This window comes from Pedobacter paludis (assembly GCF_003173575.1).
Classification (GTDB): Bacteria; Bacteroidota; Bacteroidia; order Sphingobacteriales; family Sphingobacteriaceae; genus Pedobacter; species Pedobacter paludis.
In genome coordinates this window covers 258,652-271,721 of the sequence record NZ_QGNY01000001.1, presented here as the reverse complement: position 1 = coordinate 271,721, position 13,070 = coordinate 258,652, and the positions used below count along the sequence as shown (strand labels likewise).

Here is a 13,070-nt window from a genome sequence, read left to right as displayed (position 1 = left end):
TGGTTAAACCCTTAAAATTCCTCATCATTTCCCAGTATTAATTGTTATCGATGAAGTAACTAAACCATTTGAAGTTGCCGTTAACTTTACTGTACCTGCTTTTTCTGTTGATTGCAGAATGGCCAGGCAAAGTCCATGAAAAGCTTTTCGGTAATTGGCTTTAAAAGGTTCTAAACTGGCTTGAAAACCATTATCAACGCCTGCAATAACGCCATTCCCTTCAATTTTAAAATTGACTAAATTATCAGCATTAGGTACTAAATTCCCATCCTTATCCAAGACGCGAACCGTAACATAGGATAAATCCGTACCATCAGCTTTGATGTTTTTTCGATCGGCAAACAATTCTATTTTAGCAGGCGCACCTGCAGTTTTTACTTCACTTATTAAAATCTCTTTCCCATTTTTTCGAGAAACTGCTTTTAATGTTCCAGATTCATAATTTACATTCCATTGTACATGCAAATCATCCCCTTGTTTGCTCTTTTTGCCGAGTGATTTTCCGTTTAAGTAAAGCTCAACTTCATCGGCATGGTTATAATATGCCCAAACTTCTACTGATTTTCCTTTCGTCCAATTCCAATGTGGCAAAAGATGTAAGACAGGTTTATTGGTCCATTCGCTTTGATATAGGTAATAGGAATCTTTAGGGAAACCTGCTAAATCTACAATACCAAAATAGGAACTTCGTGCTGGCCAAGGGTAAGGCAGAGGTTCGCCCAAATAGTCAAAACCTGTCCAAACGAAAATTCCAGAAACATAATTGTATTTTTTAACTTCTTTTAATGTTTCTTCATGCGTTGAACCCCAATAAGCTGAAACATTATCATAAGCAGATGCCGACCATTCTTTGTTGCCTTCGGTAAACTTTGTTTTTCCATCACGTGGCCAACGGCGGATGCTATCGGCTGTATCATAAAAACCCCTGGTTTCTAAGGCTGAAGTGGTTTCCGTTGCCAAAAATTTAACACCCGGATAGTTCTTAGGGAAATCTTTATAGAGTTTATGATTGTAATTTAATCCGTAAATATCTAAGGCGTTAGCTTGATAAATAAAGTTTTTCTTTGCATCTGTTTCTGTTAAAGCCGAAATTACAGGACGACTTTTATCCAGATTTTTAACAATGCCTACCAATTCTTTAGTAATCGCAATCCCAGTACTGTCAAATTGCTCGCGGATTTCATTACCTATACTCCATAAAATAATGGAAGGATGATTGCGATCGCGTTTAATCATATCTTCCAAATCTCTTTTATGCCATTCGGGGAAATTTAAGTGATAATCGTTTTTGGTTTTCTTCTTCGCCCACATATCAAAAGCCTCATCCATGACCAAGAAACCCATTTTATCGCATAAATCTAAAAACTCTGGTGCTGGCGGATTGTGCGCCGTACGAATGGCATTAACACCCATTGCCTTCATAATTTCGAGCTGGCGTTCCATAGCACGAACATTAACTGCAGCACCTAAGGCGCCTAAATCGTGGTGCAGGCACACCCCTTGAATTTTGAGGTGTTGATCATTTAAGTAAAAACCATATTTAGCATCGAAGCGGGCATCTCGAATTCCAAATAGCGTTTCTTTTTTGTCAATTACAACCTTGTTTTGAACAATTTCTGTAATCAATTTATATTGCTTAGGCTCATCTACCGACCAAAGCATTGCTTTACTGATATGGACATCAGCAAGTATGCTTCTACCAATTGTATCTATGTTGACTTGTGGCGACTCTTTTTTTACAACTAATTTTCCTTCAGGATCTAAAATTGTATTTACAATATTTACAGCCTGTGGAAGGCCACTTGCATTTTTTAATCTATTATGGATTGATAACATGGCAGTGCCCGTTGCTTTTTCTATGTCTACAACGGTCGATTCTACATTTGTACCCCAATGCTCGATGGCAATTTTAGCTGTTGAGGTTAACCAAACATTTCTATAAATCCCTGATCCCGAATACCAGCGTGAATCGGGTTGAGCAGAATTATCGACCTTTACCGCAATGATATTTTTACCTTCTTTTAAAAATTTACTGATCTCATAAGCAAAAGAAATATAACCATAAGGTCGCTTGCCTAAATACTGCCCATTAACCCAAACTTCGCTGTTTTTATAAACACCATCGAACTCAATGTTGATTAATCTGTTTTTAAAATTAGCTGGGGCGATAAATTCTTTTCTATACCATCCAATTCCGGTTGGCAAACCACCACCTTCAGGTTTAGCTGGATTTTTTTCGTCGAATCTCCCCTCAATACTCCAATCATGGGGTAAAGTTAATTTACGCCATTTGGCATCATTAAAATTCACATTTTTTGCCTTAGGTTCATCGCCCAAGAAGAATTTCCAGTTTTTGTTGAAGTTGGTTCTGCTCCTTGCGTCGTCATTGCGAAGCTGGCCTTGAGCGACCTGAAGCAATCTGTCTTTTCGAATGAGATTGCTTCGTGCCTCGCAATGACGAGATGCAAAAAACGTCAAAAGCGTTAAAATGAAAATTTTGTATGATGCTTGGTTTAATTTCATTTCTAGTTACTTAACAAATTCCATTTTACTTTTCCCTACATCTTTTGATGTTGCTACTGCAATTCCACGCTGATCTTGTTTATTAACGGCACAGTAGAAGTGATAAACCACACCTTTATATTTTAACACGAAAGATTTATGCGCATAAAGCGCATCGTATTTTTCGGATGATTCAATCAAATTATCACCAGTCCAATCCGTCCAATTTATTAGATCTTTAGAAACTGCAAAGCGATTAAAAGCACCTTTTCTATCTTGCCAAAAAGCACCGAAATAGAACATCACATAGTTGCGCCCAATTTTTTGAATCACCCCATCGCCGGTAATCCCGACAGGATGATGAACTACTGGATCTCTTTGAAAGCGTTGCCAATGAACCATATCATCAGAAACCGCCATACCGATCCTTTCGTACCAACGCGTTTTTTTATTGTTCGCCAAAGAATCGCCTACTGCATTGTAATACATTACAAACGGATGTCCTGTAAACCTTTGCTTATCCTCTATTACAGTACTTTTAAATAGCTTATTTCTATTTTCCCACCAGCGTACATCTGCATCTGCAGAAGTTAAAACGGGTTTTGGAAGTCTTGTCCATTCTTGCACGGTTGATGGATCTTTTAAGGCATAAGCCATCCCTATCGAAAGCGGTTCGGTTTCGTAACCTTTTTCTTTACCACCAAAATACGACATCCAATATTTACCATCGAATTTGCCTAGCTTGTAGCTCCCGCCCCATTCTATATTTTGCAATGCGTTGTAACCTGCCTTTTGGTTATCATCCCAGTTTCCAGCATCGCCAAACGACATCAGCTTTCCTTGGTTTTCCCAGTTTAATAAATCTTTGCTTTTGGCTAACCAGGTTTCATAACCTCTGCCGCTGTAAATCAAATAGGTCATGTACCAAAATTTGCCTTTCCTAAAAATGGTGGGGCAATCCATTTTGTGATCAATATCATTCGGAACCATAACCAATCCATATTTAAACGGCGTTTTTATTTCCTGATAAATCTGCTCCATTTCAGTTTTCGAAACCGCATTAGATTGTTGAGCCTTTAAGTATATTGAACAAGAGATTAAGAAAAAGAACAGGCTTAAAAATTTATAGCGTTTTTTGTTTTGTGGAGACACGAACCAAGACATTGGATTTAATAAACTTTTGGCTTGAGATGGCTCGAACCAAGGCATTGAGATTGGAAATTTGCTAAATGGTTTGGTTTGTGAGGATAGAAACGAAAAAACTCGGCCGTGGTTCGTATGCTCACGTACCACAGATCCGTAAAGCCAATAAGCCACTTTTAAATAGTTTATTAACTTTTTCATTTATATTGAACATTAAATTTGTAGTAACCAGAACCGATTTTAATTTTGGTTTTTCCGTTTTCCAATCCTGCATTTGTAAAGGATGCATTATTTTCTTCCTTAACTGTTGCATTCGGAAAACCTGGCAGATAAACCGAAGCCTTTGTATTGGCTGGAACATTTGCTTCCAACACAAAATTACCAGCTGTTTTTTTCCATTTGGTAGAAATTTCACCATATGGAGAATTATAACTTGTATTTGCCGAAGTTAAATCGCCAACAACTTCTGGCTTAATAATAATTTCTTTAAATGCTACTGAATTTTCTTCCTGCTGAATTCCACCAACCCCACTGTAAAACCATTCCATTAAATGGCCGAGCATAAAATGGTTGTTTGAAACCGTTGGCAAAGCTGCCCAACTTTCCGTTAATGCAGTTGCACCTTTGGCCAATTGCATGCCATAACCAGGAACATCAGAACGGCTGTTCATATCAAAAATCACATCAGATTGACCTGCATCTTCTAAAACACGGAGTACGTAGCGATAGCCAATATCACCAGCGGTTAAACTGTTGTTTTTATTTTTTATATCCTTAACCAAATTATCAATTACTGCCATTTTATCTCCCTCACTTACCAAACCCATATAAACAGCCATGGCGTTGGCAGCTTGGCTACCTGTTGCGTATTGCTTTGTTTTCGGATTAAAAAACTTTTCGTTAAATGATTTACGTACTTCTATCGCTAATTTGGAATACGCCAAAGCATCGACCTTTCTTCCCAATTGCGTGGCGATCTTCTCCAGAATTTTCAAATCATAATAATAAATAGCAGTACATGTAACACCCATTGGCGTTAACTGCGAAACACCAGGAGCATTCGGCCCTAAATCGTACCAATCTCCCAAACCTTGAGATAGAATATTGTTTTTTGCTTTGGTCTTTAAATAATTAATGTAGCCTTTCATCATCGGATAGTAAGTTGCCATCGCTTCTTTATCGCCATACCATTGATACAAATACCAAGACATTAAGATACTGCTGCTGCCCCATTCTGGCGAGTCGCGAAACATATCACCGCCCCATTCAAATTTCACATATTCAGGAGCAATTTCAGGGATTAAACCTTCAGCTGTTTGCGAATTTTTCATATCCTCCAAAGCTTTTTTAAACAATGGTGCAACATCAAAATTATAACGAACCGAACTGCCCATTAAATGCAACTCTTCCAACCAGCCCAATTTTTCGCGGTGCGGACAATCGGTAAAAACACTAACCATATTGCTTTTAATAGCCCAATTGATCAAATCAAAAGTTTTATTAAAAAGCTCATTTGAACTCGAAAAAGTACCAGCTTGTTTGGCTGCATTACGAATGTGCAGACTTTTTAAATCTTCGACAAGGGCATTATTTGATGGGTTTTCTTTACCCAAAGGGATACCGCCCTTAACCTGCAAATACCTAAAGCCGGTGTACATAAACCGCGGACGCCAAGTTTCTACGCCATCTCCTTTTAAAATATAAGTGAAGTAAGATGGGCCACCTATATTTTTTTGTGTAACACTGCCATCTTCTTTAAGCAATTCGGCAGGTGTAATGCGGATGGTGTCACCATGTTTACCCCTTATCTTTAATTCTACAAGGGCTGAAGCATTCTGTCCGAAATCATATACCCAATCTCCATTGCTAACTTTATGAACCGATTTTGCCGAAAAATTATCGAAGATTTTAACAGGCTCAGCTTGTTGGGCGTTTAACTTTGGCCCATTTACAATAATGGCACTTTTCCATTTTTTATCCTCAAAACCAGCTAAATTCCAACCATTTTGCTCCAGCTTGGCATTATAATCTTCACCACCATAAATACTTGAGAATGTAATTGGCGATGGCGCTGTTTTCCAACTCGGATTACTAATGATGTTTGAGGAAGTTCCATCTGAATATTCAATAGCCAAACGGCAGATCATTTTTGGATAGCCAAAAGCTGTTTTTAATTTTCTATATCTTCCACTTATTGGAGGGATATTGTAAAATCCGTTTCCTAGCATTACGCCAATGGCATTTTCGCCAATTTTTACTTTGCTGGTTAAATCGAACGCAACATATAAAGCTTCTTTATCGTATTTTGTCCATCCTGGATCTAAAAAATGGTCACCAACTTTTTGTCCGTTAAAGCTTAGCTCAAATTGGCCTAAGCCAGAAATGTACATTGTAGCAGATTTAACCTGCTTTGTAACCCTAAAGCTTTTGCGCAAAATTGGCAAAATGTTATTGCCCTTATAATTATCCTTTTTGCCATCAATTGGAAGTACGTTTATATTCGAATCGGCAATTTTATCATAAGCAATCCATTTTGCGCCCTTCCATGCCGCTTCGTTAAGCAAACCCATTTGCCAGGATGCGATTTCGCTTTTTTCAACCAGACCATAATTATTCCAGATTTCTACTCTCCAGTAATATTTTTGAGCTGATGATAATTTTAACCCTGAATATTTAATCTGTATAGATTGATCTGATTTTATTTTTTTAGAATCCCAAACATTGCCCAAACCCTTTTTAAGGCTTTCTATATGGTCTGAAACTAAAATTCGATAGGCAATTTGAACAACATTTTTCTGGTTTGATCGAAGTTTCCAGCATAATCTTGGAGAAACATTATCTATTCCTAACGGATTTGTTCTGTAATCGCATGTCAAATCCACAATTTTTAACTGTTGCGCAGAAACAGGAATGCTCAAAAGGAAAAGCCAAAAGAAGATTACAAGTTTGCTCATTTTATACATAGCCTAGGGCTAATTGCGACCGCTTTGCGATTAGGTTAAATTTATACTTGGTTATCAGCACTAAAATTAGAAACAAATGTATTTTATTTCTAAATTAAGCTTTCTTAGCAAAGCCAAGATAAAGCAAAAAAGCACTAATTCAAATATAAATGTTTTTTTTAAATATGAAAACTATAATATTGTATAAATATTTACAACTGCTTCCAAATCGTAAATAGGAAAGCATTTTGTATGTTTGAATTTGTAAAAAAAAGGATACAGCCCAACTAACCAAATGAAAGAAAAAGAATTAAAGTATCAGGCCCCTGCTTTAGATAAAGGTTTAGATATATTAGAATATTTATCTGCACAATCTATTCCCCTTTCTCAAACTGAAATTGCCATCGGAATTGATAAAAGTCCGAACGAAATTTACAGGATGTTAATGAGCTTAGAAAGCCGTGGATACATTTTAAGAGACGAAGTTTCTGGAAAATATAGGCTATCACTTAAGCTCTTTTATCTTTCGCACAGGCACTCTCCTATTGATGAGTTGCGTAAAGCGGCACAATTTCCTTTAGAGGAGCTGGCAAATACAATTCGACAATCGTGCCACCTTAGTATTTTGTATATGAACCAGGTTATGGTAATTATTCATGCCAAAAGCCCCGGTCCAATTGCGCTTTCTATTGAAGAAGGAAATCTGTTTCCACTTCCATTAACTGCATCGGGCAAAGTTTTGCTTGCCTATATGCCAGAAAGCGAAAGAACCGCAACATTAAGAGGCAATGCGATTTTCAAAAAATATTCTAAACCACAGCAAGATGAGTTTTTGAGTTCGTTAATTAACATTCAACAAACTGGTGCTTATTTAAAAAATAGCGATTCAGTTTCTGGAGTTACGGATATATCTGTACCAATCGGCATCGATAGCAATAATGGAATTATAGCTTGTTTAACCATTTCGATGTTGAGCGCTTTAAATGCGAATAAACCTATGGAAAATGATGTGATTTTGGCTGAAGCCAATAAATGTGTTAAAAAAATAGAACAGAGAATTGGGGTTTAAACCCCCAACCCCCTAAAGGGGGCTTTTGACCTTCTAAACCCTACGCCTGCTAAAGGGGAACTTAATTCTATCGTTCATTTAAGATTCAAATATTTAATACAATTGCTATTCCGTATTGCTTTTCAGCTCCCCCTTTAGGGGGCTGGGGGGGTTGTACTTTATGCTATATTGTTTGCCTTTCTCTATCGTCACTTCATAAACACCTTTAGAAACTTCTTTAACTTCTGAGCCTTTAACCACAGGTTTGGTTTTGCTCGTTATTTTTAGTTTGCCTGTTCCGGTTGCAGAAGAAACCTTAATCTCCTTTTTACTGCAATAAACAGAGATATCGCCGTTGGCAGTAGGTACCTTACCTTCCATCCATTCTAAACCACCTAAATTTGGTGTAATGGTATAGGTTTCGTAACCAGGCGCAGTTGGCTCTACACCTAAATAATATTTGCCCAATAAATAAATCGGACTGGCGCCCCAGGCATGGCAAAGGCTTTTCCCGAACGGGCGACCATACATGGCCAAATGTTCTGTTCCTTTTTTGTCAGGATTGTATTCTTCCCAAAAAGATGTAGCGCCGAGTTTTAACATTCCGCCCCAGTAATTTTTCATTTCCTTTAAAACATAAGATTGTTCGCCCATGGCACATAATGCCTCCAATTCGTAAAAACGCATGTATGGCGTTGTAATTTTAGCGACATCGTTGTTTAAAAGCACATTCTTTTTTACTGCCAACTTTTGTTCGGGCGTGAAATAATCAAAGAAAATACCGAACATGTTTGCATAACGCGTTACGTTATCTGTCTGCTTATCATCAATTCTACTGTGTACCAAGGCGCTTTTATTTTGATTCCAGTACAATTCAAAAATCTTCGCTTTTAGCGCTTTTGCTTGTTTATCATATTTGTCAGCCCCATCAGCATCGTTAGCAAGTTTAGCGCACAAAGCCATGGTTTCTAAACTTCTGGCATACAATAACTGCTCGAAACTTACTTCTCCGTCTTTGCTTAACTTATCTGCCCAATCGATAAAAATCCAATCGCCCGGCATCCATTCCAACAAGCCATTTTTGTTTTTTCTGCCATCAATATAAGTCATTAATGATTGCATTCTAGGATAAACATCTTGCACAAATTTCTGGTCGCCTGTAAATTTGTAGTAATCGTAAATTCCTAGAAACCAATAAAATGAATAATCCATAATGGTATTGATGTGAGCGGTAACAGGGTCTTTACCACGTTGTGCCAACAAAGTTCTCTTCACAGTTGGTGCATCAAAAAACGAATAATAATTCATCAAATAACTTTGATAAGCATCACCACTCCAAACCCAACGGTCGCGTTTTATGCCATCGATAAAAAACTCGCGGGTATTTAAGTGAAAAGTGTATTTCGCCACATCGTAGATTTTATTGAGTTCAGCATCTGATGATTTAAAACTTCCACGTTCTGTTACTGGTGAGTATTCATAAAGCATGGAAATCGAATCGGCAGAAACACCATTTTCAGGTTGAAAATTTACATATCGAAACGCCTTGGAAAGTGGCATTACCGAATCTTTTTTCTGCGCTATATCAAGGTCCAGATAATCTAAAGTTTCGCATTTATCGGTCGATAAAGCCTCTTCTTTCGATTCTCCGTAATAAAGACTTAATCGCCCTTTGCCTTTTAAACCATGAACTTTTATAAAACCAAAAGTTTCCTTACCGAAATCGGCGACATAACCAGTGCCGGCTTTTTCCGTTTTTACTGCTGATTGTGCAACGGTTGGTAACTTATATTGTGATGGTAGTTTTGTCGGGTCACTTAAATTCCACGAACCCGCTGAAACGAATGTTGTCCCCGATTTATCGGAGGTTTTTCCGCTGGCATCAATCCATTCCTTATCTTCAAAAGTCGTGAGCCAGGTTTCATCAGAAATAACAGTTTTCCCTTGAACAAAAACTGCCGGAACATGTGCCTGATTGTAGACTTTTAAACTTAGTTTATGCTTTCCCGCAGGAATTTGAATGGTTTTTGGAAAACCTGAAATTGCCTGACCATTAATTTTAACATTATAAGTTCCCTCTACAAAAAGCTTAACTTCTTCAGGTTGAGATAAATTAAATTCCTTATGAAAATCGACCAAAACATAGTGGCTATCCATTTTCCAGAATACAGGAAAAAAAGAGCCACGTTCTGTTCTTCGGTTTTGCATTACATTACTCATGTAAATATCGAAATCGCCCGGATACCAAATCCATGAAGCTTTCTGAGCGAAAGTTGGAAGTGCTAAACAAGCCAAAATCGATAATAAAAGTATTTTTTTTAAGTTTTTCATAATATCTAATTAAAAGTACTGCGAAAAGAGATTGCTTCGTACCTCGCAATGACGTAAATTTTAATGTCCGTTGAAGAAAATATAAAGTGCAACCATAACAACTGCAAGTGCTATCCACGAAATCCAAACAGCCTTATGAGGTTTCTCAATATTCGATTGGTGTTCCTCGTTAATTGTATAAATACTCGGCGACCTATCCATTAAGGAAATCAAAATCGCGATAATCAATAGCCCAGCAAAAATGAAAAAGGAAAGCAATAGGTAATGAGGCCAAAAGGTATATTCACTTGGCGGAAGAATCCAAAGATAGGTTACGCCAGTTCCTAAACTCATGATAGAACCAATTGACAATGTAAAATTAACTGCTTTTCTGGTGGTTCTTTTCCAGAAAACGGTTAGCAGAAATACAACAGAAAGAGGTGGCGCAATAAAACCTAAAACAGATTGAAATACATCGAACAGATTTAAACCTTTGATGCTATCGATAGCTAAAACCACTATAACAGCAATGATGCAACCTGCTACAACTGTCCATCTACCTATTCGGATTATTTGTTTGTTGCTTGCCTCGGGATTGATTTTCTTAACATAAATATCCATGGTGAAAACCGTGCTTAACGAATTTAATGATGAACCAATTGTCCCTACTAAAACGGCAATTAATACGACGATAACTAAGCCATTCATACCTGGAGGAAATAGATTTGTAACCATTGTCATATAGGCCTCGTTTGGGTCTTTCAGGTTTGGAAAGAGAACATAACATATAATTCCTGTTCCGATAAATAATGGCAGGGAAAGTATTTTTAACCAGCCAATAAAACTAACACCCAACTGTCCTTGCTTTAAATTTTTAGCACCTAAAACAGACTGAACCATAGATTGGTCGGTACAGAAAAATGCAACTGCGGCGACCGGGTAACCTAACAAAATTGCATACCACGGGTATTTCGGGTCGCTAGCCGGTTGAATTAAATTCCAGAAACGATGCGGGGTTTTGGCGTACAAAGCTAAAATTCCTCCAACTTTATTTAAACCTAAAAGCATTAAAGAAAGCGAGACAGCAATCAGCAAAATCATTTGGAAAACATTCACTTTTGCAATTGCTTTTAAACCACCAAAAAATGTAAATAAGCCTGCGAAAGCTACTAAAACCGTTACCGATTGCCACATCGGGATTCCTAAAATCTGTCGGACTAAAAAGCCTCCGGCAAATAAACCTAGAGATAACCAGGAGATTAAAATTTTCACTAAAGCATACCAGGCAAGTATGTTTTGAGTAGAGTCTCCATAGCGATTACCCATAAACTCGGGCATGGTACTTACTTTAGCGGCGAGGTATTTTGGGGCAAAAACAATGGCAAGTAAGAACAAAAAGATAAATGCATACCAATCGAAATTTACTGCAACAATGCCGGTGCTATAACCAATACTGGCAAAAGCCAGCAACATAGACGGACCGACATTGGTGCCCCACATGTTGAAGCCAATGCTCGACCAGTTTAGTGATTTATTTGCGAGAAACAAGGTTTCATCTTCGCTTTTCTTTTTTGAAAAACTTGCTCGATACCCGATAATTATCAAAACTATGAGGTAAACAACTACGATGAGGTAGTCTAAGCTGGTTAATCGTTCTACAATGTTTCCCATTGATTTATTTGGTTAGTTATTTTTGGTTTTTTTGCCAAGGAATCACAAAATTCATGGAGCTATTTTTTTAGTTAGGCTTTCGTCATTGCGAGGCACGAAGCAATCCTACTACTATGAGTAAAATATCGACCGCTTTAGGATTGCTTCGTACCTCGCAATGACGACTGTTGTATGTTTGCGTGGCAACAAATTACATTCCTATCGATTCTCTTGTTATATTGTTCTCTTTCAAAATATCATCTATTTTTACCGGCAATCCGATTTCCATTGATTTATCCATAGCCTGCAAAAGCGCAACAGTTCCAATTCCCTCTTTTAAATCAGGGTAAGCGGTAAATTTGTTGTTGATGCTGTCTGCAAAATAATCAAGATAATTTTGATACTCACCGGCGTGGTGGCTTTGGCCTTCAAAACGGAAATAGTGTTTCAAAGTAGCATCGCCCCAGGTAATAATTTTTTCTTCGCCTGTTTTAGTCGTAACTGAATAGCGTAATTCATGGTAATCGGCCTGACTTGCGCCTTCCGTTCCACGTAGAATGCAACTCATGCCACTATCTCGACTTGCAGGTTGCGTTGGACCGGTGTAAGCGCCACTTACCCTAGCAATTCGGCCATCTTTTGCTTTAAAAATAAAGTGCATGGTATCTACGTTTTTTATTCCGGCTTTTAAACCATTGCTACTCAACATTCCGTAACCCATCACTTCTTCAATATCGGGCATATACCAACGAATAAAATCAACAGGGTGACTTAAACCGCCGTATAGCCATTTAAAAGATTGTTTTAGCGACCAGCCTTTTTCCAAAAACCAACGATGGTCTGCATGGTAATGACTTTCGATGGTAATTAACTCACCTATCAAACCTTTATCAAAATCCTTTTTTTGGCGCATTGCAGGCTCAAAAAAGCGAGAACTTTGACCAACAAAAATCTTCTTTCTGGATTTTTTAGCCAGCTCCAGAAGCTCGTTGGCTTGCGATAAATCATCAATAAAAGGTTTTGTACAAACCACATGTTTTCCATGTTCGAGTGCCAGTTTAATGTGCTCAAAATGCAAATGGTCGGGCGTATAAATCGCAATCATATCGATTTTATCACTGGTTAACATATCCTCGTAATTGGTCGTCCAGTTTTGGAAATCGAATTCCAAAGCACGTTCTTCGCAAAGCTTTTTGTTGGCATCGCAAATTTGAATGAGCTTAAATTTTTTGCTCGCCAATGATGCAGAAATTGTACTTCTGCCCTCTCCTAAACCTAGGATTCCTAATCTTAACATGATTTTATTTTTCTATGCGTTATTTTTTTTTATGTCATTCTGAGTACAACGAAGAATCCCCCAACCAATTATCACTGCTCAAACCTAACGCACAAATGTTTTATAGTGGTTTGTTTGCGGTAGGTTTCCATCGCTTGCAGATTCTTCGTTCCTCAGAATGACAAACAATTGCAATGAC

Annotated in this window: 7 protein-coding genes; 1 reads left to right on the top strand and 6 read right to left on the bottom strand. The window is 37.8% G+C overall.

Annotated elements, in window-relative coordinates:
• Window positions 1-24: 24 nt before the first annotated feature.
• The 3 genes from DF947_RS01125 to DF947_RS01115 are packed head-to-tail and all read right to left on the bottom strand — an operon-like array spanning window position 25 to window position 6,599.
• Window positions 25-2,523 carry a glycoside hydrolase family 2 TIM barrel-domain containing protein gene (locus tag DF947_RS01125; RefSeq protein ID WP_109927846.1) on the bottom strand — a complete coding sequence of 833 codons (2,499 nt, stop codon included), beginning with the start codon at window positions 2,521-2,523 and terminating at the stop codon, window positions 25-27.
• A gap of 6 nt (window positions 2,524-2,529) precedes the next feature.
• Window positions 2,530-3,846 (bottom strand): glycoside hydrolase family protein, encoded by a 1,317-nt coding sequence (locus tag DF947_RS01120; protein ID WP_240615295.1) that lies wholly within the window; start codon window positions 3,844-3,846, stop codon window positions 2,530-2,532.
• Entirely contained in the window at window positions 3,843-6,599 is a 2,757-nt protein-coding gene (locus tag DF947_RS01115) for a family 78 glycoside hydrolase catalytic domain (RefSeq protein ID WP_109928477.1), read from the bottom strand. Before DF947_RS01115 ends, DF947_RS01120 begins: the two co-directional genes overlap by 4 nt.
• Before the next feature lie 283 nt (window positions 6,600-6,882).
• Here DF947_RS01115 and DF947_RS01110 point away from each other — a divergent pair, with 283 nt between their 5' ends.
• Window positions 6,883-7,656, top strand: coding sequence for an IclR family transcriptional regulator (locus tag DF947_RS01110; RefSeq protein WP_109927845.1), 774 nt, complete (start codon window positions 6,883-6,885; stop codon window positions 7,654-7,656).
• A gap of 105 nt (window positions 7,657-7,761) precedes the next feature.
• Here the strand turns inward: DF947_RS01110 and DF947_RS01105 are convergent, their stop codons facing one another.
• The 3 genes from DF947_RS01105 to DF947_RS01095 all read right to left on the bottom strand — a co-directional run bounded on the left by DF947_RS01105 (window position 7,762) and on the right by DF947_RS01095 (window position 12,892).
• Window positions 7,762-9,966: an alpha-L-rhamnosidase-related protein gene (locus DF947_RS01105; protein ID WP_109927844.1), complete on the bottom strand. Its 2,205-nt coding sequence runs from the start codon at window positions 9,964-9,966 to the stop codon at window positions 7,762-7,764.
• A 60-nt stretch (window positions 9,967-10,026) separates the two neighbouring features.
• On the bottom strand, window positions 10,027-11,616 hold the full coding sequence (locus DF947_RS01100; RefSeq protein WP_109927843.1) for a sodium:solute symporter family transporter: 1,590 nt from the start codon (window positions 11,614-11,616) through the stop codon (window positions 10,027-10,029).
• A gap of 190 nt (window positions 11,617-11,806) precedes the next feature.
• Entirely contained in the window at window positions 11,807-12,892 is a 1,086-nt protein-coding gene (locus tag DF947_RS01095; RefSeq protein WP_109927842.1) for a Gfo/Idh/MocA family protein, read from the bottom strand.
• Window positions 12,893-13,070: the final 178 nt, after the last annotated feature.

Bases quoted from the DNA above. Each gene is read 5' to 3' on its own strand.
- DF947_RS01110 (WP_109927845.1), top strand. From the start codon at position 6,883: ATGAAAGAAAAAGAATTAAAGTATCAGGCCCCTGCTTTAGATAAAGGT.
- DF947_RS01095 (WP_109927842.1), bottom strand. From the start codon at position 12,892: ATGTTAAGATTAGGAATCCTAGGTTTAGGAGAGGGCAGAAGTACAATT.
- DF947_RS01100 (WP_109927843.1), bottom strand. From the start codon at position 11,616: ATGGGAAACATTGTAGAACGATTAACCAGCTTAGACTACCTCATCGTA.
- DF947_RS01125 (WP_109927846.1), bottom strand. From the start codon at position 2,523: ATGAAATTAAACCAAGCATCATACAAAATTTTCATTTTAACGCTTTTG.
- DF947_RS01120 (WP_240615295.1), bottom strand. From the start codon at position 3,846: ATGAAAAAGTTAATAAACTATTTAAAAGTGGCTTATTGGCTTTACGGA.
- DF947_RS01105 (WP_109927844.1), bottom strand. From the start codon at position 9,966: ATGAAAAACTTAAAAAAAATACTTTTATTATCGATTTTGGCTTGTTTA.
- DF947_RS01115 (WP_109928477.1), bottom strand. From the start codon at position 6,599: ATGAGCAAACTTGTAATCTTCTTTTGGCTTTTCCTTTTGAGCATTCCT.